Source organism: Devosia sp. GW821-FHT12F11, assembly GCF_058806655.1.
This window is the reverse complement of the sequence record NZ_JBXAPX010000002.1, coordinates 694,233-718,800: the sequence shown is the minus strand read 5'-3', so window position 1 is coordinate 718,800 and position 24,568 is coordinate 694,233. Positions and strand designations below refer to the sequence as shown.

At 64.7% G+C, this 24,568-nt stretch carries 25 protein-coding genes and 1 pseudogene; 16 read left to right on the top strand and 10 right to left on the bottom strand.

All coding sequences use genetic code 11. From position 1 onward, the window contains the following. Nucleotides 1-20: 20 nt before the first annotated feature. Nucleotides 21-1,280: an HlyD family secretion protein gene (locus AC1ROK_RS09070; RefSeq protein ID WP_492845971.1), complete on the bottom strand. Its 1,260-nt coding sequence runs from the start codon at nucleotides 1,278-1,280 to the stop codon at nucleotides 21-23. Nucleotides 1,281-1,389: 109 nt separating this feature from the next. On the opposite strand from AC1ROK_RS09070, the gene AC1ROK_RS09065 reads away from it, so the two are divergent. Further along, nucleotides 1,390-1,869 (top strand): MarR family winged helix-turn-helix transcriptional regulator, encoded by a 480-nt coding sequence (locus AC1ROK_RS09065; RefSeq protein WP_492845969.1) that lies wholly within the window; start codon nucleotides 1,390-1,392, stop codon nucleotides 1,867-1,869. A 26-nt stretch (nucleotides 1,870-1,895) separates the two neighbouring features. On the opposite strand, the gene AC1ROK_RS09060 is transcribed toward AC1ROK_RS09065, so the two are convergent. Both AC1ROK_RS09060 and AC1ROK_RS09055 read right to left on the bottom strand, forming a co-directional pair. Next, entirely contained in the window at nucleotides 1,896-2,291 is a 396-nt protein-coding gene (locus AC1ROK_RS09060) for an SRPBCC family protein (RefSeq protein WP_492845967.1), read from the bottom strand. Between the two features lie 132 nt (nucleotides 2,292-2,423). Then, on the bottom strand, nucleotides 2,424-2,855 hold the full coding sequence (locus AC1ROK_RS09055) for a VOC family protein (protein ID WP_492845965.1): 432 nt from the start codon (nucleotides 2,853-2,855) through the stop codon (nucleotides 2,424-2,426). A gap of 38 nt (nucleotides 2,856-2,893) precedes the next feature. Here AC1ROK_RS09055 and AC1ROK_RS09050 point away from each other — a divergent pair, with 38 nt between their 5' ends. The 4 genes from AC1ROK_RS09050 to upp all read left to right on the top strand — a co-directional run bounded on the left by AC1ROK_RS09050 (nucleotide 2,894) and on the right by upp (nucleotide 7,043). After that, entirely contained in the window at nucleotides 2,894-3,760 is an 867-nt protein-coding gene (locus tag AC1ROK_RS09050; protein ID WP_492845963.1) for a DUF6597 domain-containing transcriptional factor, read from the top strand. A 143-nt stretch (nucleotides 3,761-3,903) separates the two neighbouring features. Further along, entirely contained in the window at nucleotides 3,904-5,217 is a 1,314-nt protein-coding gene (gene deoA / locus AC1ROK_RS09045) for a thymidine phosphorylase (RefSeq protein ID WP_492846387.1), read from the top strand. Between the two features lie 3 nt (nucleotides 5,218-5,220). Next, nucleotides 5,221-6,399: a phosphopentomutase gene (locus AC1ROK_RS09040; RefSeq protein ID WP_492845961.1), complete on the top strand. Its 1,179-nt coding sequence runs from the start codon at nucleotides 5,221-5,223 to the stop codon at nucleotides 6,397-6,399. A 14-nt stretch (nucleotides 6,400-6,413) separates the two neighbouring features. Further along, nucleotides 6,414-7,043 carry a uracil phosphoribosyltransferase gene (upp, locus tag AC1ROK_RS09035; RefSeq protein ID WP_055877166.1) on the top strand — a complete coding sequence of 210 codons (630 nt, stop codon included), beginning with the start codon at nucleotides 6,414-6,416 and terminating at the stop codon, nucleotides 7,041-7,043. Nucleotides 7,044-7,147: 104 nt separating this feature from the next. Here the strand turns inward: upp and AC1ROK_RS09030 are convergent, their stop codons facing one another. The 4 genes from AC1ROK_RS09030 to AC1ROK_RS09015 form a co-directional block, all read right to left on the bottom strand. Next, entirely contained in the window at nucleotides 7,148-7,768 is a 621-nt protein-coding gene (locus AC1ROK_RS09030; protein WP_492845959.1) for an HAD family hydrolase, read from the bottom strand. Between the two features lie 190 nt (nucleotides 7,769-7,958). Further along, nucleotides 7,959-8,510 carry a TadE/TadG family type IV pilus assembly protein gene (locus tag AC1ROK_RS09025; protein ID WP_492845958.1) on the bottom strand — a complete coding sequence of 184 codons (552 nt, stop codon included), beginning with the start codon at nucleotides 8,508-8,510 and terminating at the stop codon, nucleotides 7,959-7,961. Further along, a complete protein-coding gene (locus AC1ROK_RS09020) occupies nucleotides 8,507-9,115 on the bottom strand; it encodes a TadE/TadG family type IV pilus assembly protein (RefSeq protein ID WP_492845957.1) in 609 nt (202 codons plus the stop codon). Before AC1ROK_RS09020 ends, AC1ROK_RS09025 begins: the two co-directional genes overlap by 4 nt. A 109-nt stretch (nucleotides 9,116-9,224) precedes the next feature. Then, the gene (locus tag AC1ROK_RS09015; RefSeq protein WP_492845956.1) at nucleotides 9,225-9,671 is read right to left on the bottom strand and encodes a pilus assembly protein N-terminal domain-containing protein; all 447 of its coding nucleotides are present in this window, start codon (nucleotides 9,669-9,671) and stop codon (nucleotides 9,225-9,227) included. Between the two features lie 357 nt (nucleotides 9,672-10,028). Here AC1ROK_RS09015 and AC1ROK_RS09010 point away from each other — a divergent pair. The 8 genes and pseudogenes from AC1ROK_RS09010 to AC1ROK_RS08975 form a co-directional block, all read left to right on the top strand. After that, nucleotides 10,029-10,208: pseudogene (locus tag AC1ROK_RS09010) on the top strand (Flp family type IVb pilin); the annotation flags it as partial. 192 nt (nucleotides 10,209-10,400) lie between these two features. Beyond that, entirely contained in the window at nucleotides 10,401-10,913 is a 513-nt protein-coding gene (locus AC1ROK_RS09005) for an A24 family peptidase (RefSeq protein WP_492845954.1), read from the top strand. Nucleotides 10,914-11,040: 127 nt separating this feature from the next. Continuing rightward, nucleotides 11,041-11,892 (top strand): Flp pilus assembly protein CpaB, encoded by an 852-nt coding sequence (cpaB, locus tag AC1ROK_RS09000; protein ID WP_492845952.1) that lies wholly within the window; start codon nucleotides 11,041-11,043, stop codon nucleotides 11,890-11,892. 17 nt (nucleotides 11,893-11,909) lie between these two features. Further along, nucleotides 11,910-13,400: a type II and III secretion system protein family protein gene (locus AC1ROK_RS08995; RefSeq protein WP_492845950.1), complete on the top strand. Its 1,491-nt coding sequence runs from the start codon at nucleotides 11,910-11,912 to the stop codon at nucleotides 13,398-13,400. Between the two features lie 13 nt (nucleotides 13,401-13,413). After that, nucleotides 13,414-14,688: a CpaE/TadZ family protein gene (locus tag AC1ROK_RS08990; RefSeq protein WP_492845948.1), complete on the top strand. Its 1,275-nt coding sequence runs from the start codon at nucleotides 13,414-13,416 to the stop codon at nucleotides 14,686-14,688. Between the two features lie 14 nt (nucleotides 14,689-14,702). Continuing rightward, nucleotides 14,703-16,184 (top strand): TadA family conjugal transfer-associated ATPase, encoded by a 1,482-nt coding sequence (locus AC1ROK_RS08985; protein ID WP_492845946.1) that lies wholly within the window; start codon nucleotides 14,703-14,705, stop codon nucleotides 16,182-16,184. A 9-nt stretch (nucleotides 16,185-16,193) separates the two neighbouring features. Further along, nucleotides 16,194-17,171 carry a type II secretion system F family protein gene (locus tag AC1ROK_RS08980; protein ID WP_492845944.1) on the top strand — a complete coding sequence of 326 codons (978 nt, stop codon included), beginning with the start codon at nucleotides 16,194-16,196 and terminating at the stop codon, nucleotides 17,169-17,171. Nucleotides 17,172-17,180: 9 nt separating this feature from the next. After that, the gene (locus AC1ROK_RS08975; protein WP_492845942.1) at nucleotides 17,181-18,194 is read left to right on the top strand and encodes a type II secretion system F family protein; all 1,014 of its coding nucleotides are present in this window, start codon (nucleotides 17,181-17,183) and stop codon (nucleotides 18,192-18,194) included. Between the two features lie 74 nt (nucleotides 18,195-18,268). Here the strand turns inward: AC1ROK_RS08975 and AC1ROK_RS08970 are convergent, their stop codons facing one another. Beyond that, nucleotides 18,269-19,054, bottom strand: a complete 786-nt coding sequence (locus AC1ROK_RS08970; RefSeq protein ID WP_492845940.1) for a tetratricopeptide repeat protein — start codon at nucleotides 19,052-19,054, stop codon at nucleotides 18,269-18,271. 161 nt (nucleotides 19,055-19,215) lie between these two features. Between AC1ROK_RS08970 and AC1ROK_RS08965 the strand changes: the two genes are divergently transcribed. Beyond that, a complete protein-coding gene (locus tag AC1ROK_RS08965) occupies nucleotides 19,216-20,559 on the top strand; it encodes a leucyl aminopeptidase family protein (RefSeq protein WP_492845938.1) in 1,344 nt (447 codons plus the stop codon). A 44-nt stretch (nucleotides 20,560-20,603) separates the two neighbouring features. Next, nucleotides 20,604-21,509 carry a GNAT family N-acetyltransferase gene (locus tag AC1ROK_RS08960; RefSeq protein ID WP_492845936.1) on the top strand — a complete coding sequence of 302 codons (906 nt, stop codon included), beginning with the start codon at nucleotides 20,604-20,606 and terminating at the stop codon, nucleotides 21,507-21,509. 152 nt (nucleotides 21,510-21,661) lie between these two features. Here the strand turns inward: AC1ROK_RS08960 and AC1ROK_RS08955 are convergent, their stop codons facing one another. Both AC1ROK_RS08955 and AC1ROK_RS08950 read right to left on the bottom strand, forming a co-directional pair. After that, the gene (locus tag AC1ROK_RS08955; protein WP_492845934.1) at nucleotides 21,662-22,609 is read right to left on the bottom strand and encodes a 2-hydroxyacid dehydrogenase; all 948 of its coding nucleotides are present in this window, start codon (nucleotides 22,607-22,609) and stop codon (nucleotides 21,662-21,664) included. A 72-nt stretch (nucleotides 22,610-22,681) separates the two neighbouring features. Next, entirely contained in the window at nucleotides 22,682-23,389 is a 708-nt protein-coding gene (locus AC1ROK_RS08950) for a c-type cytochrome (RefSeq protein ID WP_492845932.1), read from the bottom strand. Between the two features lie 347 nt (nucleotides 23,390-23,736). Between AC1ROK_RS08950 and AC1ROK_RS08945 the strand changes: the two genes are divergently transcribed. Further along, entirely contained in the window at nucleotides 23,737-24,567 is an 831-nt protein-coding gene (locus tag AC1ROK_RS08945) for a prephenate dehydratase (protein WP_492845930.1), read from the top strand. Nucleotide 24,568: the final 1 nt, after the last annotated feature.

Genomic DNA, 24,568 nt, shown 5'->3' with positions numbered 1-24,568 from the left:
CCTCGGTTCGCGAAGGATTGCTAGTTGAGGCCCGACAGCAGGCCGCTGATGCCCATCAACCCACGGGCGATGGCCGGCACGATGCCGTCTTCCGGCACGATCAGGACGCTCGCTTCCGAGCCGAGCCGCACATTGGCGGGGAGCGCACTCATGTCGTCGATGCTGACCCGCACCGGGATCTTTCGCGCCGGCGGGAACCAGCGGGTATCGTTCGACGACTGTGCGAGGCCATTGGCCGTGGTGCGGCCGCTATTGATGCCCCAGGCGATGCTGTCGACCGTGGCTTCGAATTGCTTGCCCGGTGCGGCCTCGAACATCACCACGGCCTTGTCGCCCGGTTGGACGTTGACCAGCTGGTTTTCGCGCAGGTCCGCGATCACCATCTGCGTCTTGGGGTTGATGAAGGTGAGCGCCGGCGTGCCGGCGGCAACGAACTGCCCCTCGGCCAGCGACAGGTTCGAGACATAGCCGTCGGCCGGCGCCACCACCGTGGTGTTACGGAGCGCGAACTCCGCCTTGTCGACCGCGGCCTGCGCCGCGCGCACGTTGGGGTTGCTGGCGTCCGCCGTGCTGGCCGACGCCTTGATCCGCTCGAGATCGGCCTTTGCCGCCTCGACGTTGAGCGCCGCGGTCCTGGCGTTGGCGTCCGCCGTGTTGAACTTCGCCTGTGGCAGCAGCCCCTTGTCAAAGAGCTGTGTGGCGCGCTCCAGTTCCTGTTGGGCGATGGTCAGCGCCACCTCGGTCTGCGCCAGCTTGGCCTCTGCCGCGGGCACCGCCGCGACACCCGAAGTCACGCTATTCATCGCCTGGTCGAGCTGGCCCTTGGTCTGCGCCACGTCCATCAGGAACGTCGCGTCGTCGATCTCGAACAGCGGCTGGCCGGCCTTCACCTCGGCATTGTCCGCGATCAGCACGTGCTTGACCGGCCCGGCGACGCGCGGCGCCACCTGGGTCACCTCAGCGGTGATCGAGGCGCCAGAGGCGAATGGCGCATAATGGTCGGCCAGCGGATACCAGGCGACCACGCCGCCCAGCGTCACCAAGAGGCCCATGCCGAATAGTTTCGCCTTCCTGCGGCTTATGTTCGGCACCTCGGTCGGTGCTGCCGCGGCCTCCGCCGCAACGGCGGCGGGCAGGGGAGTCGGTGTCGGTTCCGCCACCCGCTCCACGGGAATGGTCACCACCCTGGATTCGTTGGCCGCGCGGCCGATGGCGGGAAGCCCCGCCTTGTCGGCGCTCACAGCCTCTTTGTGGTCCATCGTTGCCTGTGCCTGTGCCATAGTCCGCTCCATTGGCTGCATTGGTTCGACCCCCATCTAGTGCCGCCCATTTAACTTTGCAACAAAGATACTATGTTGCATAGCTATATTGCGCATGAGGAATGAGACGTTGGAACGAAAGCCCGAGATGGATGAGCTGCTGCGCGACCTCACCGCCGAGGTGACGCACGTCTACCGCTGGCTGGCTGAGCGGGCCGGCATCAACCACACCGATCTGATGTGCCTGTTCTTCGTGCGCTCGTCCGGCGGCAAGGCGACGCCCAAGGCCATCTCGCAGCATCTGGGTCTGACCACCGGCGCCACCGCCATCATGCTCAACCGGCTCGAGGCGGCGCGCTTCATCGAGCGCCATCCGCACCCAACCGACCGACGCGGCGTGCTGATCATGCTCGGACCCGCCACCGAGGAATCGGGTCTGTTGCAGCTGCGCGACTATGTGCTGCGCATGAACCAGCCAGTGATCGCCTCATACTCCGAGGCTGAGCTGGCGATTGTCCGCCGTTTCATCGGCGACATGCTGGCCAACACCCGCGACACGCTGCGCAAGACCCGCCTCGACAAAGGCGCGCCGGTGCCCACGGGCGAGTAGTGGGCTGGTACACGCGCCTGCGCGCCTCAGACCTCGAGCAGCGACTTCAGCGCCGTGAAATCGGAGCGGATCCACTCGAGCGCCGATGCCAACTGCTCGTCGTCCATCTCCGGCCGGCGGTAGAACACGAAGGTCACCAGTGTCCGGTTGCCATCGGCGGTGACCCGCATCGGCATCATCACCGGCTCGTCGCCCAGCTTGTACACGGCATGGTCGAGGATGCCCTCGCCATTGGGCGGGCTGAACTTGACGATGCGCGGTCCGAACTCGGTGTCCCCAGACCACTCGAGCGGGCCGATCTGGTGGAAGGTCGCCGCGTCCACCGCCGCCCAGCGCGGGTAGTTCCATGGCGAGGCCAGGAACCGGTAGACCTCGGTCACCGGCTTGTCGATATAGGTTTCGATCGGATGGGGCTCGAGCATGGCGTCTACCGTTGCCGCCTGCGGGGCGGGACGTATCCTAACCCGCCCCGCGTGAACGACGCGTTGACGCCGGACACACAAGGGCCGCCTGCACGAACCGAACAGCCGGCCCTTGCAACGAACGGAACGAGCTCAGGCGGCGTGGCCGGCTACCGTCTCCACGTAATGCGGGTTGTACATGATCCCCAGCACGTTGCCGAACGGGTCGACCACCGATGCGGTGACGAACCCGGTCTCACCGCGCTTGGTGATTGGGTCGTACTCCTTCGCGCCCAGTTCCTTCAGTCGCGCGAACGCCGCCTCGATGTCGTCGACATGCCAGAGCAGGATCGCCCCGCCTGGGCCGGGCTGCATCGCCTCGGGCGCATAGCGGCGGTCGATGATGCCGAACTCATCAGCGCTGTCGCCGATGCGGAACTCGACATAAGCAGGCTTTTCGCGGCTCGGCATCTGGAAATAAGCCTCGACACCGAACAGCTCGGCGTACCAGTCGCGGGCCGCGATCATGTCGTCGGCGAAGAAGTTGACGGTGGCCATGCCACGCAGGAAGTGATTGTTGCTCATCTGGAATTTCCCTTCATCGCTAAGCTGATGCCAAGACAATGACCGATGCGCCGAGGCCCGTATTTCAGAAACCCGCAGCGCCCGGCGAGCCGCGCGAGCTCGGCGAGCCACGCGAGCCTTACGAGCCGCGCGGTCGCCTCGATCCCCTGGGTTTCGATCGTCACGTGCAGTTTCGCACCGTGCCGCCCCCAGCCGACCTCCGGCGCTTCATCGAACACTTCTGGGTCATCCGCTGGGACGGCGCGCTGGGCCCCTACGATTCCGACCAGGTGATGCACCGGCCTTACGTCGATATCTTTCTGTCGGCCCAGGACTCCGGCATCCAGGGCACCTTCCGCGGTAAACGTACCTACTCGGCGGCTGGCAGCGGCCGGATCGTCGGTGTCCGCTTTCGTCCCGGCGCCTTCCACGCTTTCTGGGCCGGCGAGATGGCCGACCTGCAGGACAAGGTAGTGCCGCTGACATCGGTCTTTCCCTGGGCCGACGCCAAGGGCCTCGCCGCCATTCTCGCGCAGGATGACGACGGGGTGATTGCCACCCTGCTTGAGCGCCTGCGCAGCGCCTCGCCGGTGGCCGACGGCACGCTCGAGGAGATCAACGTCATCATCGCCGCCGTCGAAACCGAAGCGGCGCTGACCACCGTCAGTGCGGTCGGCGAGGCGTTCGGTCGCAGCGAGCGCTGGCTGCAGCAGGCGTTTCGCGATTATCTGGGCATCGGCCTCAAATGGCTGCTGCTGCGCAAGCGCCTGCTCGCTGCCGCCGCCGAAATCCGCTCGAGCGATGAACCCGACTGGGCCGGCATCGCCTACGATCTCGGCTACAGCAGCCAGCAGCACTTCATCACCGATTTCCGCACCGTGTTGGGCGCAACGCCGGTGCAGTACCACAAGGGCCTCACCCGCTAGCCGCGGTCACGCCGCTTCGGGGCGCACGGGTAGTCGTCCCGGCCCGGATGAAGGCGTAACTGCCCCGCCTTGCGCCGATCACATCGTGTCGCCGCCCCCACCTTGCCTTCGCCCGGCTGTCAGCGCACAACACCGCCATGACCCTGCTCCCGCAAGAAATCATCATCCGCAAGCGCGATGGTCTCGCCCTCGCCACCGACGAGATCGGCAGTTTCATCGCCGGCTTGACCGATGGCTCCGTCAGCCACGCCCAGGCTGCCGCCTTCGCCATGGCGATCTACTTTCGCGATATGTCGACAGCAGAGCGCGTCGCCCTGACCGAGGCGATGCGGGACTCGGGCACCGTGCTGGATTGGTCCGATCTCGCCGGCCCCGTCGCCGACAAGCACTCCACCGGTGGGGTAGGGGACAACACCTCGCTGATGCTGGCGCCGATCCTCGCGGCCTGCGGCGTCTACGTGCCAATGATCTCCGGCCGTGGCCTCGGCCATACCGGCGGCACGCTCGACAAGTTCGATGCCATCCCCGGTTACTCTACCAGCCCCGACAACGCCTTGTTTCGGAAGGTGGTGCGCGAGGCCGGCTGCGCCATTATCGGCCAGACCGCCGATCTCGCTCCTGCCGACAAGGTGCTCTACGCTATCCGCGACGTCACCGGCACGGTCGAATCCATCCCGCTGATTACCGCCTCGATCCTTTCGAAGAAACTTGCCGCCGGCCTCGGCGCGCTGATCCTCGACGTGAAGACCGGCTCCGGTGCCTTCATGCCGACCCTCGAGAAATCCCGCGCACTGGCCGAAAGCCTCGTCTCGGTCGCCAACGGCGCCGGCCTCCGCACCGCGGCGCTGATCACCGACATGAACGAGCCGCTGGCCTCGGCCGCCGGCAACGCTCTCGAGGTTCGCAACGCGGTCGATTTCCTTACCGGTCGCCACCAGGACCCGCGCCTCCGCCAAGTCACGCTCGACCTCTGCGCCGCCGCCCTGCAACTCACCGGCTACGCCGGCGACGCCGCGGCTGCGGTCGAAGCCGCGCTCAGCAGCGGCAAGGCGACCGAGCATTTCGCCAGGATGGTTGCCCTGCTTGGCGGCCCCGCCGATTTCGTCGAGCGGATGGACGCACATCTATCCCCCGCGCCCATCGTTCGCGATATCCTGGCTCCCGCCGCCGGTACCATCACCGCCATCGACACCCGTGGTGTCGGCATGGCTGTCGTCGCCCTCGGCGGTGGCCGTCGCCTCCCCACCGACAGCATCGATTTTGCTGTCGGCTTCGACCAGATCCTCGGTCTTGGAGCAAGAACCGACGCTCGCACCGTGCTGTGCCGCATCCATGCGCGCACTGAAGAGACGGCTGCCGATGCGACGCAACGGCTGCTGGCCGCCTACACCATCACCGACGGCCCGGCGCCAGATCATCCGCTGATCGCCGACTACGTCCCACCCACGGAGGCCTGAACAATGCCCCGCGCCATCCTCTGCATCCTCGACAGCTTCGGCATCGGCGGCGCCCCCGATGCCGCCGACTACGGCGATACCGGCGCCGACACGCTCGGCCACATCGCCGCCAACTACCAGATCTCGTTGCCGAACCTGGACGCGCTCGGGCTGGGCGCGGCCGCAAAGCTCTCCACCGGCCAGATCCCGCGCGGCCTCTCCGACCAGCCGCGTGGCGGCCGCTGGGGCGTTGGACGCGAGGTTTCGAAAGGCAAGGACACTCCGTCCGGTCATTGGGAGATCGCCGGCGTGCCGGTGCCGTTCGACTGGGGCTACTTCCCCCAGACCGAGCCGACCTTCCCACCCGAGCTCATCGCCCAGCTGATCGAGAAGTCCGGCATTCCCGGTATTCTCGGCAACAAGCACGCCTCCGGCACCGCCATCATCGCCGAACTGGGGGAGGAATCGATCCGGACCGGCAAGCCGATCTGCTACACCTCGATCGACAGCGTCTTTCAGATCGCCGCGCACGAAACCCATTTCGGCCTCGAGCGGCTTTACAAGCTCTGCGAAACCGCCTTCGAGCTCACCGCGCCACTCAATATCGGCCGCGTCATCGCCCGGCCGTTCGTCGGCGAGACGGCCGACACTTTCAAGCGCACCGGCAACCGCCGCGACTTCGCCATCGCCCCGCCCGCGCCGACGCTGCTTGACCGTGCTAAGGATGCCGGCCGACAGGTCTACGCCATCGGCAAGATCTCCGACATCTACGCGGGGCACGGCGTCACCCACAAGATCAAGGCCACCGGCAACATGGCTTTGTTCGATCGCACTCTCGAGGCCATGGAGATGGCCGCGGATGGGGCCTTCATCATGGTCAACTTCGTCGATTTCGATCAGGATTTCGGCCATCGCCGCGATGTGCCGGGCTATGCTCAGGCGCTCGAGGCCTTCGATCGCCGGCTGCCCGAGTTGATCGCGGCGCTGCGGCCCGACGATCTGGTCGTCCTCACCGCCGATCACGGCAATGACCCGACCTGGCGGGGCTCCGATCACACCCGCGAACAGACCCCGATCATGGTCTTTTCCCCAGCCCTCACGCCCGGAACCATTGGCATCCGGCCGACCTTTGCGGATATAGGAGAGAGTATCGCCCGCTGGCTTGGTCTTGCGCCCGGCCCCCACGGCAAATCCTTCCTCTAGCCCTCGAGGTATCCATGCGCGGCGTAACGGTGATCGACCACCCGATGGTGCAGCACAAGCTCACCATCATGCGCGACAAGGATACCTCCATCGCGGGGTTCCGGCGCCTGTTGCGCGAGATCGCGCACCTGATGTGCTACGAGGTGACGCGCGACCTGGAACTCGAAATGGTCGAGATCGAGACGCCGATGACCAAGATGGATGCGCCCACCATCAAGGGCAAGAAGCTGGTCTTCGCCTCGATCCTGCGCGCCGGCAACGGCCTGCTCGATGGCATGCTCGATCTGGTCCCTGCCGCCCGCGTCGCCCATATCGGCATCTACCGCGACCATGAGACGCTGCAGCCGGTCGAGTACTACTTCAAGGCGCCGTCCGAGCTCGACAACCGCCTGATCATCGTCGTCGATCCGATGCTGGCGACCGCCAACTCTTCGATCGCTGCCGTCGATAAGCTCAAGGAGCGCGGCGCCAACAACATCCGCTTCCTCTGCCTGCTCGCCGCCCCCGAGGGCATCGAAAAGTTCTCGACCGCCCATCCCGATGTGGCGATCTTCACGGCCGCCATCGACAGCCATCTCAATGAGAAGGGCTACATCATCCCCGGCCTGGGCGACGCCGGCGACCGGATGTACGGCACCAAGTAGTTCTTTCTTATCCTCCCCCGCGTGGCGGGGGAGGGGGACCAGCGAAGCTGGTGGAGGGGGCGGTCAAAGCCGCAGTCTTCCCCGAGCTCCGCAACTGGAGCGTTTCAGCTCTTCTTCAGCGGCAACCCAAGCCCGATCAGTTCCTTGCGGAGCGACTTCGGGTCGGTGAAGTGGATCGCGTGCATGCCGAACTTGCGGGCCGAGATCACGTTCGGCTCGCTGTCGTCGATGAACACGCAGGTCTCCGGCGCGAGGCCGTAGCGCTCGCAGAACACCCGGTAGAGGCGCGGATCGGGCTTCACCAGCCCCTCGAGGCCGGACACCACGGCGCCGTCGAACTTCTCGAGGAACGGCCATTCCGGCAGGCAACTCACCCACTTTTCCCACGAGAAGTTGGTGATGGCGAAGGTCGGGATATCCTCGGCGATCAGCTCGTTATGAATATCGATGGTGCCGGTGATGAATTCGCCGACCGTCTCTTTCCAGCGCAGATCGAACGCCTGGATTTCGCGCCAGTAGCGCGGATAGCGGGTGATGAGCTTGGCCACGCCCTCGGAGAAGATGTCGCCGGCGTCGAACTCGAGGTTCCAGTCCCGGGTGCAGATATTGTCCCAGAACCACTGCGCTTCCTCTTCGGTCTCGAAGAGTTTGCGGAACAGGTACATCGGGTTCCAGTCGACGAACACGCCGCCGAGGTCGAAGACGGGGATCAGGGTATCTTGCATCGGGCTGGCCTCGTAGAGCACTTACAGGTGAAGTTGCAGACTTTGCCGCGCGAAAGCCCGACAATGATCGGTGACCTCGAGCGTTTCGGAGAAACGCTCTGGCGTTTCGACGTTTCAGTGAAACCGTGAAGCGCTCTGGGGAACGTGGCCCGGGCTATGCCATGCCGGGCGTGCCACGGCAAGCTGCCGGCTACTCCAGCTTGATCTCACCGTTGAAGCGGGGCAGGAAGTACTGCGTGTGCTTCAGCGTGATCGTGCTCGGGATGACGAGGCCGATAAGCGGCTGGTGCGGGTAGGTGATCTCGGAGGCCACGAGCCAGCCGCTGGCGCCACGAGCCAGCGCGTTGATCTTGGCGGCCGCATCCAGCGGAAATTCGCTGGCGACCTCCCGCCCCGCTTCGGCACCGTGCGCCCGACTCCACTTGACCGTGGCAACACCCTCAGAGTCGATGTTGAGCAGCGAGACGACCTGTACCAATCCGGAGGTGGTATAGGGATGCATGATCGTTTCGGCCGCGAGGAAGTATTTGTCGAGGGTCGTCGTCGAGATCGCGCCCTTCTCGCGCGACACCAGGTCCGCCATCGTGCTCGCGACCGTCGCCACCTTGTGGTCGGCCGAATAGAGCGTCGCCGCTTCGATGGTGCCGATATAGAGGGTCAGCAGCAGCGGCAGGATCAGCGCGAATTCCACCGCGGCGACGGCGCGGATATCGTCGCGGAACTGCTGCAGCCGGCGGATCATGTGCAGCTCGCGCAGACGAACGGCTCGTTGCGGAATACCCGCGAGGCGCCCAGCAGGCGGGTGCCGTCGGGCAGCGTCTGGAAATTGAATCCCGGCAGGTTCACCACCGTGGGCCACTTGTAGTAGGCCTGCACCAGCACCACCTCGCCACCCTTCCCGGGCTTATATTCGTCGGCCAGGGTCCAGTCGCACTTGTCTTCCTTGCAGTCCTCGCCGGTCTTCAGCGGGTAGTCTAATGCGGCAGCGCCGAAGTCGCTGATCACCGTGACGCTGATCCGCAGCTTGTCGTCGGCCAGGTTGCAATCGAACATATTGTAGAGGCCGTCGCAGATCGCTTCGCGGTACGCCTCGGCAGTGTATGCAGGCGTGCCCGTCTGCGCCTGCCCGGTGCGGATCAGCCGGGACGAGTCGTTTACGGCGCTGTCGAGAATCTGGCCCGCGAGAAAGACCAGGGCGGTCTCGACGATGGCCAGGATGATGGTGAAGAACGGCAGCGCCAGGAGTCCGAATTCGACCGCCGTCACCCCGCTATCGTCGCCGCCAAAGGCTCGCGCCCGGCCCAATGCCGGCGACTGCAGCCATTTCAGTGGGGACCGTGGAAACATGCGAGGCCGGAGTTCCGTTTACGGACGGAAAACTAGCGGTTCCTACCTAGTGATTGGTTAGTAGCCGGGCCGCATTTTCGTGCGATGCGAAGGCTTGGTTAATCGGCGGTTAGTTTGCTGCCGTTTCGACCGCGTCCGAAGTATCGATGGTCTGAAGGGTATAGGCCTTGTCGTCGCCGAGCATGATGATCGGCTGGCATACTGGCTCACACGCCATGCTGGTCCGTCTGTCGCCCAGGTACACCGTTACAAGGCCAGTCTGTTCCTGCACCACTTCGATCATGGTGTCGGCAATTGGGTTTCCCTTTGCGTCCAGCACGATCAGGTTGGTCTGCCCATAGCTCTTGCCGGTCAGCACCAGCGTCTGCGGATCCTGGATGGCGGCGTCGGCAATGCCGGGGTTGCCGATGATCACGGTCGAGGCCGGCGCGTTGATCCTGAGGATGCGCGCCATGTTCACCTTCACCGTCACCGGGGCGCTTTCCGCCAGCGCAGCGACAGGAGCGGCGAGCATCAAGAGGATGGCTAGGGCAGCAACGCTGGGGTGGAACGGCATGACGGGCCCTTGGCAGGAGATACGCTATGGCAAACGGAGTGTTGCGCGGAATGGTGAAGAATTCGCAAATGGCTGCATGTCGCTCCGCGTTCGGCGGCCGAGGTCGTTCGCGACCGGCGCGGCTGATCGCCTCCCGCGTATTACTTTGCTGGCGTTCAGAACAATTGATCGAGTTGCTTTAACGATCTGCTCAGCATGCCGGAAAGCCTTGCAAACCGGGGCGCTCGGGCTCCCACAATTAACTCAATTTCAATCCGCGCCGCCTAGCGTGAAGCCATGTTCGATGTGTGACGTATCGAACGGTGCTGACGCATCACCTGATGCAGTCACAGTATGACGTGTGCAAGGAGCCAATAAATGAACACTGTCGCTCGTTTCGTGAATGACGAGTCCGGCGCTACCGCGATCGAATACGGCCTGATTGCCGCGCTCATCGCCGTTGCGATCATCGTCGCCGCAGGCCTTCTCGGTGGCAGCCTGTCCAATATGTTCTCGGGTATCTCCACCAAGCTCAACAATGCCTCCACTGCCGGTGGCCTCGGTACGGGTACGGGTACGGGTACGGGTACTGGTACGGGTACGGGTACTGGCGGCTGATACAGCTCGCTGGGGCTACGAGTAAGAAGGGGACCCCGACGGGGTCCCCTTTGCATTTGGGCTTTCTTAACTACGATGCGCCGACACTGCGCTTGGGACCGAAGCCCCGGCCCGCTGCAATTGTCGACGCCGATGCCCTCATTTATCACTCTTCCCGCCATGCTCGTGTTTCCGCTGCTGATGGCCTTTGCGGCCTCCTCGGACCTGCTGACCATGAGGATCTCGAACAAGCTGGTATTGCTGGTGGCGGGGTTCTTCTTCGCCATCGCGTTCCTCGCCGGTTTCTCGCTCGAGTTGCTGGGCATGCATGTCGCTGCGGCGGCGCTGGTGCTGGCGGTATCGTTCAGTTTCTTTGCTCTCGGCTGGATCGGCGGCGGCGATGCCAAGCTGATCGCCGCGACCACCCTGTGGTTCGGCTTTGAAGGCATGCTGATGTATCTCGTCTTCGCCTCGCTGCTCGGTGGGGCGTTGACACTGTCCCTGCTTGCCGTTCGTCGCTGGCCATTGCCCCTGCAGCTCAAGCAGGTGCTGTGGATCGACCGGCTGCACGACAGCAAAACCGGCGTTCCCTATGGTATCGCGCTGGCTGCCGCCGGCCTGCTTGTCTACCCCAGCAGCCTGATCTTCCAGCGCCTCGTCGGCTGAAGACTTCGAAACCATTCGTTAACTGTCTTCGGCAAGCAACGATTAACCAAACTTTGACCCTTTGTCGCGATAGTCGATCACAAGAGTAGCCGGGCTCTTTCGGGCCCAGCGTGTGGAGTTTGGGGCGATGGGAGTCTCGCGTATCATCCTGCTGGTTGTCGCGCTTCTGGCAGGCGGGCTCGCAGCCTTCCTCGCCATGCGTGGCACGGCTCCGCAGCAGGTCGTGGTCGAGGGGCCAACCCAGGTCATCGAGGAAAAGAAGGCCAAGGTGCTGGTGGCCAAGGCGCCGATCGGTGTCGGCCAGCGGATCACCGCGGAAACCATCGAGTGGCAGGCCTGGCCGGAGTTCGCCGTCCGCCCCGAATATATCAGCGAGGCCGTGCTGCCCGATGCACCGACCAAGCTGCTCGACGCCGTCGCGCGCTTCGAGTTCTTCCCAGGCGAGCCGATCATCGACAAGAAGCTGGTGCACTCCGACCAGGGCTATCTCTCGGCCGTTCTGACCAAGGGCATGCGCGGCATCTCCGTGCCGGTGAGCGCCGACGCCGCGGCCGGCGGTTTCGTGCTCCCCAATGACCGCGTCGACATCGTGCTCAGCCGCGGCGGCATCAGCCAGACCATCCTCTCCAACGTCAAGGTGCTGGCCATCGGCACCCGTCTCGGCGAAGCCGGCACCACGGGGGAGAAGGCAAACCCTGAAGACCCCAAGGCCGACGTCTTTCAGGGCGGTACGATCGCGACGCTCGAGCTGACCCCGGCCCAGGGGGAGGTGATCATCAACGCCTCCAAGAACGGCGTTCTCTCGGTGGCGCTCCGTTCGATCGCCGACTTCAAGCCGTCCCCTGGCGATGATCTGCAGGGCAGCCGCGCCGTTCGCATGATCCGCTTCGGCGTCGGCAGCGACGTGATGCCCGGCTCCAACCCGAATGTTGCCCAGGCGTCCTTCGACAACGCCAGCTCAGAAGAGCAGGTCCAATGATGCGTGAGGATTACGTGATGTCCCCGGCTCTCACCACCCGTTCGCCGCGCAGTCTCATGGCCAGCACGCTGCGCCTGGTGGCGGCGGCGGCGGTGATCGGCGCAGTGCTCGGGCTCGCCCCCCTTGGTCCTGACCAGGCGCACGGCGCCGATTCCAATCATTTGCGCATCGGCGCCAGCGCTTTCGGCTCCACTCAGCCGGTCAGCATCGGGATCAACAAGTCGATGATCATCGACCTGCCGGTCGACGCGCAGGAGGTCATCGTATCGCAGCCAGGCGTTGCCAACGCCATTCTGCGCAACAAGCGCCGAGCCGTCATCCAGGCGGTGAGTTCGGGCGACACCAATATCTTCTTTCTTGACGGGGCGGGCCGCACCATCGTCGTCGTCGACGTCAGCACCACCGGCGCCGCCAACACCGGCGGCTCCAACGTTGCCGCGGTCCTGCGTGAAACCTACAGCAAGATCATGCCCAACTCGGACATCCAGGTCGAGGCGGTCACGCTGACCAACCCGGACGGCGCCGTCGTCAACCGTGTCGTGCTGTCGGGCAATGCCGGCAGCACCGACGATGCCGACAAGGCGCTGGCGATCGCCGGGCAGTTCGCCGGGGGAGCCGACAACGTCACCAGCGTGATCGCGGTAGCCGGCCCGCAACAGGTGATGTTGAAGGTCACCGTCGCCGAGGTCAACCGCAGCCTCGCCAAGCAGTTCGGCATCGACCTGACCGGTAGTTATTCCAATGGCGGGCTCAGCACCCAGCTCATCAGTTCGCAGCCGATCGGCGGCGCGTCCAACCTGTTCAGCAACAACGGTCTGAAGGTGGGTGTCGATATCGGCCCGCTCAGCATCGATGCACAGATCCGTGCCATGGAGCAGCGTGGCGCGGCCCGCACCCTGGCCGAGCCGATCCTGACCGCCATGTCGGGGCAGAGCGCCGACTTCTTTGCCGGCGGCGAGTTCCCAGTGCCGTCCGGCATTGAGGATGGCAAGGTGTCGGTCGAATACAAGGAGTTCGGCGTCAAGCTCAACTTCACTCCAACGATCAAGTCCAACGGCAACATCGCGCTCGTCGTCGATACCACCAGCAGCGAACTCAGCACCGAGGGCAGCATCACTGTCGGCGGCTCCACCTTGCTCGGCGTCAAGCGACGCACCGCCAAGACCTCGGTCGAGATCGGCACCGGCCAGACCCTCGCCATTGGCGGACTGATCGAGGAAAAGACCCGCACGCAGATCCACCGGCTTCCCGGCCTCGGCGATATCCCGATCCTGGGATCGCTGTTCCGATCGCGAGACTATATCCGCTCACAGAGCGAGCTGGTGATCCTGGTCACTCCCTATCTTGCCCAGCCGACCAACAAGACACCCGAATTGCCAACCGATCGTATGCAGTTTGCTAACGACGCCGAGGCAATCTTTCTGGGCCACATCGAGACGATGTACGGCGTCGGCCCCGCCGGCACCCGCGGCAGCTATGATGGGTCCGTCGGCTTCCTGCTGGATTGATGGAGTAGTAGTTATGAGTTTCCTCTCCCGCGATAACGCCCGGCAGGCCGATGAACCCGCGCTCGAGATCGCTGCCGGGACGCGGCTGATCCCGCGCATCACCATCCAGGCGTTCTGCGAACATTCCCAGACGGCGCAACTGGTCGAATCCGCCGTGCACGACCGACGCATGTCGAAGGTGGCGCTGACCACCCACAATGGTGGCCTCGACGGCGCTATCGAGACCTATCGTTCGAATCCGACACCGAACCTCATCATCGTCGAGACCTCACTGCAACCCGAGGAAATCCCCGGAGCGCTGGAGCGCCTTGCCGAGGTCTGTGATGCCTCGACCCGGCTGATCGTGCTTGGGCACATCAACGACGTGCTGCTCTATCGCGAACTTATCCGTTCGGGCGTTTCCGAGTACATCGTGCTGCCGGCATCGGCCCAGTCGATCGTCTCCGCCATCAGCGAGCTCTTCGCCGCCGAGGGTGCGGCGCCTATTGGCCGCACCATCGGCTTCATCTCGGCCAAGGGCGGTGCCGGCGGCTCGACGGTGGCGCACAATGTCGCCTGGGCCGTCAGCCAGGCGCTGCGCCAGGATACGCTGATCCTCGACCTCGACTTCGCATTCGGCACCGCCGGGCTGAACTTCAACCAGGATCCGCCCCACGGCATCGCTGACGCAATCGGCCCCAACGCCAAGCTCGACCAGACCATGCTGGACCGGCTGGCCAGCAAGGCCGCCAATCACGTCAACCTGCTCACCGCACCCGTGGTACTCGACCGCACCTTCGATTTCGAGGAGCGCGAGTTCGAGCAGCTTGTCGAGCTGAGCCAGAAGTCGACACCGATCGTCATCCTCGACATCCCGCATATCTGGAGCGCCTGGGTCCGCCACACCATCTCGACCGTCGACGAGCTGATCATCGTCGCCGAGCCCGACTTGGCGAATTTGCGGAACGCCAAGAACCTCGCAGACACCATCAAGGTTCTGCGTCCCGCCGAGAGCGAGCCGCTGCTCGTCATCAACAAGGTCGGCATGCCGCGCCGTCCCGAGATCGCGGCCAATGAGTTCGCCACCTCGGTCGAGTGCCAGCTGCTTGGCCAGATCGGTTTCGACGCCGCCACTTTCGGCACGGCTGCCAATAACGGCCAGATGGTCGCCGAGGTCTCCGCCAACAATCGCGCCAACGAGGTGTTCCGGCTGATCGGCATGCACGTCACCGGTCGCAGCGCCCCCGAGAAGAGTGCCTCCAGGAAGCCGGGCCTCAAACTCCCGTCCTTCATCAAGAAGCGCGCCTGAAAGGCCAGTCCTAGATGTTCGGCAAGCGTACCAGTTTCGGAGGCAACACTCCCGGCGCCGCGCAGCCCGCGCGTCCGGCGGCGGCTCCGCTTGTCCCCGCCGCGCCCCGTCAGGAGGTGGCGCGCGCGCCTGACAGCAGACGCAGCGGCGACGACGGCGGTGTGCTCGATGTGCGCAGCCCCGAGGCAGTGGCGCGGGACAAGGAGTACTTCCAGACCAAGTCGGCGATCTTCAACGCGCTGATCGACTCGATCGATCTGAGCCAGCTCGCGACCATGGATCAGGAAGCGGCGCGCGAGGAAATCCGCGACATCGTCGCCGAGATCATCGCGCTCAAATCGATCATCATGTCGATCTCCGAGCAGGAGGACCTGCTCGAGGACATCTGCAACGACGTGCTGGGCTATGGTCCGCTCGAGCCGCTGCTGGCCCGCGACGACATCGCCGATATCATGGTGAACGGCAGCCAGAAGTGCTACATCGAGGTCGGCGGCAAGGTGAAGCTCACCAATGTGCGCTTCCGCGACGATGCGCACCTGATGAACGTCTGCCAGCGCATCGTCAGTCAGGTCGGCCGCCGCGTCGATGAAAGCTCTCCGATCTGCGACGCCCGCCTGCCCGACGGCTCGCGCGTCAACGTCATCGCTCCGCCACTTGCCATCGATGGCGCCGCGCTCACCATTCGCAAGTTCAAGAAGGACAAGCTGACCCTGCAGCAGCTCGTCAAATACGGCTCGATCTCGCCTGAAGGCGCCGAGGTGCTGCGCATCCTTGGTCGTGTCCGCGCCAACATCCTGATCTCCGGCGGTACCGGCTCGGGGAAGACCACGCTACTCAATTGCCTCACCGGCTTCATCGAGAAAGACGAGCGCGTCATCACCTGCGAGGACTCGGCCGAGCTGCAGCTGCAGCAGCCGCACGTGGTGCGCCTCGAGACCCGCCCGCCCAATCTCGAGGGCGAAGGCGAGATCACCATGCGCGATCTGGTCAAGAACTGCCTCCGTATGCGACCCGAGCGCATCATCGTGGGCGAAGTGCGCGGACCCGAGGCGTTCGACCTGCTGCAGGCGATGAACACCGGCCACGACGGCTCGATGGGTACGCTCCACTCCAACAGCCCGCGCGAGGCACTGTCACGCCTCGAATCGATGATCACCATGGGCGGCTATTCGCTGCCCAGCCGCACCATCCGCGAAATGATCGTCTCCTCGATCGATGTGGTGGTGCAGGCCGCCCGCCTGCGCGATGGCTCGCGGCGCATTACCCACATCTCAGAGGTGCTGGGCATGGAAGGCGACGTCATCGTGACCCAGGATGTGTTCCTCTACGATATCCTCGGCGAGGACTCGAACGGCAACCTGGTCGGCCGCCACCGCTCGACCGGTATCACCAAGCCGAACTTCACCGAGCGCGCCCGCTACTTCAACGAAGAAGCTAATCTCGTCGAGGCGCTGGAGAAGTCCAACGTCGAACAGCACGAGATCCTCGGTGCATAAGGTCCAAAGATGACCCCGCTGATCCTCGCCTTGCTCGCCGCCGTCGCCGTGGGGGCCGCCGGCTTCGCCCTGGTCCCGGCCCTGCTGGGCGGCGGCCGCGCCAACAAGCGCGTGAAGGCGCTGCAGGGCGATATCCAGGCCAACCGCCGCAATGCCGATGCGACGCGCAACCGCGATACGCGCCGCAAGGAAATCCAGCAGACGCTACGCGCCCAGACCGCGGCTCTGGAGCGCAAGAAGAAGCACATCCCGCTGCAGGACCGGCTGTATCAGGCCGGCATGAAGCTCAAGAAGGGGGCCTTCATCCGCAACTCGGTGATCTTCGGCATCATCGTCTTTGTGGTCTGTTTCGTGCTGCAGCTCGAACTGATCTACTGCCTGGTCTTTTCGGTGGCCGGCGGCTACCTGCTGCCACGCATGTATGTCGGGCGTCGTCGCAAGAAGTACCAGAACGCCTTCCTGGACGAATTGCCCAATGCCGTCGAAGCGATCGTCCGCGGCGTGAAGTCCGGTCTGCCACTGAACGACTCGATGCGCCTCGTCGCCAAGGAGGCCAAGGAGCCGATCAAGTCGGACTTCCAGCGCATCCTCGACCAGCAGGCTGTGGGCAAGACCATCCAGGAAGCCGTGGTCACCCTCTACGATCGCGTGCCGCTGCCGGAAGTCAACTTCTTCGTCGTGGTCATCACCGTGCAGGCGCAGGCGGGCGGCAACCTGTCCGAAGCCCTGGGCAACCTGGCGCGCGTGCTGCGTAACCGCAAGAAGATGAAGGCCAAGGTCAAGGCGATGTCCGCCGAAGCCAAGGCCTCGGCCGGCATCATCGGCTCCCTGCCGATCATCGTCGCCTTCCTCGTGTCGCTGACCTCACCGAGCTATCTCTTGCCGCTGATCCAGACGCCGGTCGGCAATCTCATGCTCGGCATAGCCGCCGTCATGATGTTCCTCGGCGGGTTCATCATGAACCGCATGATCCAGTTCGATATCTAGGGGCCGGCGATGGAAAATCTCGTCGCGACGCTGACCAACACGCAGTTCCTGGTCGCAGTGCTGGCCGCAGTGGCGGCCGCTGCCGTGGTGTTCTCGATCGGCGCCACCTTCTTTTCCGGCGGCTCGCAGATGCGCCAGCGCATCCGCCGCGTAGCGCTCGAGCGCGAAAAGATGCGGGCTGAGGAAATGGCCCGCCTGCGCGGCAATGGCGGCGGCGCCGAGCAGCAGACACGGACCATCCGCCAGGCCGCCGGCCGCGATTACATGAAGAACGTCGTCGAGCGCTTCTCGCTCGAAAAGGCATTCCTGGACGACAACACCGCAGAGAAGCTGGCCCGCGCCGGCTACCGCGGGCAGGCAGCGATGACCACCTATCTGTTCCTGCGTTTCGTGACGCCGGTGGTGCTTTTTGTCATCGCTTTTGCCTATCTCGGCCTCGTCGCGTTTACCGACAAGCCGCTCTGGCTGAACGCCGTCTACGCGCTGGGCATCGGGCTGATCGGCTCCTTCCTGCCAAACATCCTGCTCAGGAACCAGACCATCAAGCGCCAGCAATCGATCAAGCGCTCCTGGCCCGACGCGCTTGACCTGATACTGCTCTGCGTCGAAGCCGGCATGTCGGTGGAGCACGCGCTGAAGCGCGTTGCCAAGGAGATCGGCGCCCAGAGCATCGAGCTCTCCGAGGAGATGACGCTCACCACCGCCGAGCTCGCCTTTCTCGAGGACCGCACCCGCGCCTTCGAAAACCTGGGCCGTCGCACCGGCCTCGACAACGTCAAGTCGGTGATGCAGGCGCTGATCCAGACCGAGCGCTACGGTACCTCCGTCGGCTCCGCCCTCCGCGTCATGGCCGAGGAAGGCCGCGAAGCCCGCATGATGGAGGCCGAAAAGAAGGCCGCCTCCCTGCCGCCCAAGCTCACCGTGCCGCTGATCGTGTTCTTCCTGCCGGTGCTGTTCATCGTCATCCTGTCTCCGGCCATGATCCGCGTCTTCTCGAACAGCTTCATCAACGGCGGCGGCTGAGCCGACGCTGGATGCCAGAAACAAGAAGGGCGCCCGTTACGGCGCCCTTTGCATGTGTCGGCGTGGACGACCGCTCACCCGGAGTTCTTCACTGCATCCCAGCGATTCTGCTGCGTCAGCAGCGCCCGGATATAGCTCATGTTGGCTTCTACCCGGTCGGCTGGCAGCTCCGCCGCGAACAGCGCTCGGCTTTCGTCGAACCGCCCCTGCAACCCGACGACCAGTGCGAGGTTCTGTCGGATCTGGCTGTTGGCGCCGCGCAGCTTCACCGCGATGCGCAGCTCCGCCTCGGCTTTGTCGAGCTCGTTGGTCATCGAGTAGGAGAGGCCGAGATTGGCGTGCAGCGACGCCTGATCGGGCGCAATCTTCAGCGCCTGGCCGTAAGCCAGACGGGCTTCCTGGTTGCGGCCGCTCTGGTCGAGGATCGCGCCTTTCACCATCAGCGCGTTCCAGTCCGGCGAGGTGGGGTTGATCGCCCGCTCGACCACGTTGAGCGCCTGCTCGAAGCGTCCGGCCGCGGCCAGCGCCTTGGCGTAGCCAGTGAGGATTTCGGGGTCGTCGCGGAATTTGGCGACGCCGCTTTCGAGCACCGCCACCGCCTGCTCGTTCTGGCCATTCGCCCTTAGTGCCGCAGCGTAATAGATAATCGCCGAGCGGTCGCCTGGCGACTTCTTGTAATGCGCGGCGAGCTGCGCCAGCGCCTGCTGCTTTCTGTCCATCGGCTGGCCGGCCTGGTCGCCGCCGATGCTGCCGGTGGTCATCGGGTTTGAAGCGCAGGCGGAAAGCGCCAGGGCAGCCACACTCGCAAACAGCAGGGCGCGCAATGGCTTGAGTTCGTTCTGGATCAGGCGGAGCGACACGAAACACTTCCCTTGGGGCTTTGCAACTGGCAATTCCCGAGCCCACAAAGCAGCAATAATTGATTAACCCTAATAGGGGGTTAAGGTGCGCTTCCGAACCGTTGCCTCAGCTGCGACCGCGGCGTAAGCAATGCCTCTCGCCCTCGCTACGGATCCGCCAAATGGCCAAGTCGAAGTCGCTGCCGCTCATCGCCGTGGAGCAGGATATGTTGCCCGCCACCCTGACGGCGGCCGACCTGCAATGGGCCAAGGCCAACGGTTTCACCGGCCAGCGCGGACGTCTCCTGGCGCTGCCGGGGGAGGGCGGTGCGCTCGGTGGTCACCTGTTCGGGCTCGGCAAAGCCGCTGATCGCCCGGCGTTGATCCTCGGGCAGGCCGCTGCGGCGTTGGAGCCCGGCAAGTACAAGCTCGCCGGCAGCTTCGGCGATCCCACGCTCGCCGCGCTCGCCTTCCGCCTCGGCGCCTATCGTTTCGACCGCTATCGCAAGCCACGCGACCCGGTGCTGCTGGAGCCGGTCGAGGGCGCCGATGCGGCGGAGGTCGACCGCCTGGCCGAGGCTGCCTACCTGGCGCGCGACCTGATCAACACGCCGGCCAACGAACTCGGTCCGGAGGCGTTCGAAAAGGAGATCCGGGCCTTCTGCAAGCGCCACAAGCTGGACGTGAAAGTGATCGCCGGCGATGAGCTGCTGAAGCAGAACTTCCCGATGATCCACGCGGTCGGCCGTGCCGCCGCCGAAGCGCCCCGGCTGGTCGAATTCACCTGGGGCAAGGCGAAGGATCCCAAGGTAACGCTGGTCGGCAAGGGCGTCACCTTCGATACCGGCGGTCTCGACATCAAGCCGTCGGCCGGCATGCTGCTGATGAAAAAGGACATGGGCGGCGCCGCCAACGTGCTCGGCCTCGCCCACGCCATTATCGATGCCGGGCTGCGTGTGCGGCTGCGGGTGCTGATCCCGATCGTCGAAAACGCTATCTCCGGTCCGGCCTTCCGTCCCGGCGACATCCTCAGAGCCCGCAACGGCTCGACCGTCGAGATCGGCAACACCGATGCCGAGGGCCGGCTGATCCTCGGCGACGCGCTGGCGCTGGCCGACGAGGAGGGCCCGGAGCTCATCGTCGACATGGCGACGCTCACCGGCGCTGCCCGCTCGGCGCTCGGTCCCGACCTGCCGCCGCTCTACGCTACCGATGACGCACTGGCCCGCGACCTGATGGCGGCCGGTGCAATCTCCGACGATCCGCTCTGGCAGATGCCGCTCTGGGCTCCCTACGATGCGATGATTTCCTCCAAGATCGCCGATGTGAACAATGCAGGCGCCAGCGCCTTCGCCGGCTCGATCACCGCGGCTCTGTTTCTCAAGCGCTTCGTCAAACAGGCCAAGGCCTGGGTGCACCTCGATATCTACGGTTGGGCCCCCGAGGCCAGGCCAGGCCGGCCCTTCGGTGGCACCGATCAGGGCATCCGCGCCGTCTACGGCTACCTCAAGCACCGATATAGTTGACAAGATCAACGATATCGGTGCCTATCCCATTCATTATGGATGCGATGCAGATTGCCGAGATTCGCCGCTTCAACCGCGCCTTCGCGCGCTGGCTGGGGCTGTTCGATGAACATTACTCGAAGACCGATTACAGCCCGGCCGAGAGCCGGCTGTTCTATGAGCTTGCTGCGGCCGGCCATACCAACGGCGCCAACCTTGCGCGGTCCATGGGGGTCGACCCGGCCTATCTGAGCCGCTTGCTGCAGAAGTTCGTCGCCGAAGGGCTGGTGGCGGTATCGCCCAGCGTCTCGGATCGGCGCCGCAACCAGCTGGCGCTCACCACAGACGGCGACAAGGCTGCAGCTCGTGTCGAGGCCGCGGCCGATGGCGCCATTGCCGAGCTGATTGCGCCCTTATCCGAAACCGAACGACGCGAGCTGGTCTCCGCCATGCAGACCATCGTCCGCATCCTCGATGGCGACGATAGCGGCGCCTCCATCGTCCTCAGGCCGCACCGCATCGGCGACGTCGCGCATGTCGTCGCCCGGCAGGCCCAGATCTACGCCGGCGAGTTCGGCTGGGATGGCAGCTACGAATCGCTGGCAGCCGAGATCGGCGGCAAGTTCCTCGCGGAGTTCGACCCGGCGACCGATAGCTGCTGGATCGCCGAACGCGATGGCAAGATCATCGGTTCGGTGTTCGTCGTCGATGCCGGGCAGGGCGTGGCGCAACTGCGCCTGCTCTATGTCGAGCCCGACGCGCGCGGCCTGGGGGTGGGCAAGCTCCTCGTCGACCAGGTCGTCCGCTTCGCCCGCGACAGGCGCTATGCGAAGATCCGCCTGTGGACCCAGGCCAGTCTCATTGCGGCGCGAAAACTCTACGCCGCCGCCGGCTTCACCCTCACCGAGAGCAAACCGCACCACAGCTTCGGTAAGGACCTTGTCGGCGAGTACTGGGAGCTGAAGCTCTAGCGGGGCGCGAACCTCACTCCGCCAACCACCGGGTCATTCCCGCGAAAGCGGGAACCTCTGTCTGGCAGGGCTGCACCATCGCAAACGGAGGTCCCCGCTTTCGCGGAGATGACGCCGGTGTGGGTGGCGAAGGCGGGAAGGCAGTGCCCCCCTCAGTAGCCCCGCCCGAAGTCGATCACGTTGGGCAGCGGCAGGCCTGCTTCGTGGTCCTTGATCACCTTGGAGAAGTACGCGACGCCCGTACGCTCGCTCGAGGCGGCGGCGATGTGCGGGGTGATGTAGACACTGTCCATCTCCCACAGCGGCGATTCCTGCGGCAGCGGCTCGACTTCGAACACGTCGAGGCTTGCCGCCTTCAGTGTGCCGTCACCCAGCGCCCGAACGATATCGGCTTCCTTCTGGTGCCCGCCGCGCGCCGCGTTGATCACTACCGGGCCCTCGTTATCGATGCCGCCGCGTTTCAGCTTACTGAACGTGTCGTAGTTGAGGATGCCTTGCGTCTCCGGAGTCAGCGGCAACAGGTTGACGAGGATGTCGGTGCCCGAGAGGAACGCCTCGAACTGCTCGGGACCGGTGAACACCTCGACGCCCTCGACCTGCTTGGCGGTCCGGCTCCAGCCCCTCAGCTTGTAGCCGAACACCTTGAGGTGCCGAATCGCATCGAGCCCCAGCGCCCCCAGGCCCATGATGCCGACAGTCGCGTCCCAGGCCGGCGCCGGGTAGAGCTGCCGCCACTGCTTTTTCGCCTGGTCGCGCTTGAAGCGCGTCATCAGCCGCTGGTGCATGGTCACCTGCGAGACGACATAGTCGCTCATCCGCTGCGTCAGGTCCTCGTCCATGAACCGGGCGATCGGCACATCCTTGGGCCGTGACGGGTTGCGCAGCAATGCATCGACGCCAGCGCCCAGCGACAGGATCGCCTTGAGATTATGGAGCCCCTCGAACGCATTCGGCTTCGGCTTCCAGATGAAGATGTACTCCACCTCGTCCGGATCATAGCTGTCGGCGCGGGTCACCACCTTGCGGCCGGGCAGGGCGGCGGCAAAGCCATCGGCCCAGCGCCGCTCGTTGAAATCGGCGAGGTGCAGCAGCAAGGTCATCGGTCGTCTCCCCAAAAACAAACGAGCCGCACCAATGGCGCGGCTCGAAATCAAACAGACCTCAGTCGAGGATCAATGGCTGGCAGCCGGCGCTTCTGCGGCCGGCGCCTCGGCAGCCGGAGCTTCAGCCGCAGGAGCGGTCTCGGCCGCAGGTGCGGCGGCGCCTTCGGCCGGAGCAGCAGCGCCCTCGGCTGGGGCCGCGCCTTCAGCCGCCGGCGCGGCCTCCGGAGCCGGGAACGGCACCGGCGTCGGCGACAGCGTCTGCAGGTAGGCGAGGATGTTGGCGCGCTCCGCCGGATCCTTGACGCCCGCAAAGCTCATCTTGGTGCCCGGGGTGTAGGTCTTGGGCGAGGTCAGGAACGCATCGAGGTTCTCGTAGGTCCAGGTATCGCCATTGGCCTTGTGGGCCAGCATGCCGTCCGAATAGGCAAAGCCCTCGTGGCTGCCTTCGACGCGGCCGACGACGCCGTAAAGCAGCGGGCCGGTCTTGTTGGATTCGCCCTCGCCGAAATTGTGGCAGCTCGAGCACTTCTTCACCGAAGCCTGGCCGGCGGTCGCATCGGCGCTGGCCAGCAGCACGCCCAGCGGCACGGCCGGCGCTTCCGGCTCGGCGGGGCCGGCGCCATGCTCGCCGGGAGCCTCTGCCTCGGCCAGGGTCAGGCCCGGCCCGCGACCTTCGATCGGGTGGTAGATGGCCTCTGCCAGGAACCCCACGCCCATGACGAACAGGAGGGTACCGAGAACGGCGCCAATGATCTTGTTGAGTTCGAACGAATCCATCGCGGGTATCTTTAGCCTTTGACGCCGGTTTGATGAACGGCGGAACAGCGATAGGCCATAGCTGGCCAACCCCGGCGCTTCAAGCCCTGTCCCGACGCGGGCGGAAGATAGTCTGTCCCCACCTGTGGTGCAACGGGGCAGAAGCGCACTGCGACAACAGGGCGAGATCAGGAAAGGCTGCAGACCTTTCCGGTTCGATCTCGCGACAAAACAAGCACTTGCAGCAGAAGTGCGATGCAACCGCACGCCATCCTGCTCCTATGCAAACAGGATGGTTTCCCTCAACATTGACTTGGCTCGCACCGGGTCGCATTAAGGCGCGCATTTCGATTACGGAGCTCCAGCACATGTCCAGAAAGATCGCGTTCCAGGGTGAGCCCGGCGCCTTCAGCCATGCGGCGGCACATGCGCTGTTTCCGAGCGACGAGGCGCTGCCCTGCATCACCTTCGAGGATACCATTGCAGCGGTGCAGAACGGCGATGCCGAGTTCGGCGTCGTGCCGGTGGAGAACTCGCTCTATGGCCGCATCACCGACATCTATCACCTGCTCCCCAAGAGTGGCCTGTTCATCACCGGCGAGCACTTCCTGCGCGTCGAGATGAACCTGCTCGGCGTGCCGGGCGCCACCCTCGCTGACATCAAGGCGGTGCAATCGCTTTCCGTGGCGCTCGGCCAGTGCCGCAAGTTCATTGCCAAGCACAAGCTCAGGACCATCAACGGCGTCGATACCGCCGGCTCGGCCCGCGAAATCGCCGAAAAGGGCGACAAGTCGGTCGGTGCCATTGCCTCGCTGTTCGCCGCCGAGGTCTATGGGTTGAGCGTTCTCGCCCAGAACATCGAGGATGCGGCGCACAACACCACGCGCTTCCTGGTGGTTTCGAAACAGGCTGAGGAACCGGCGCCGGATGCGGGCAAGGTGAAGACCACCTTCGTCTTCCGCGTCCGCAACGTGCCGGCGGCGCTTTACAAGGCCATGGGTGGCTTTGCCACCAATGGCGTCAACATGACCAAGCTCGAGAGCTACATGCTCGACGGCTCGTTCACCGCCACCCAGTTCTACGCCGATATCGAGGGGCATCCGTCGGATCGCTCGGTGCAGCTCGCTTTCGAGGAGCTGAAGTTCTTCACCGACCACTTCCACGTGCTGGGCGTCTACAAGGCCGCATCCGCGAGCTGAT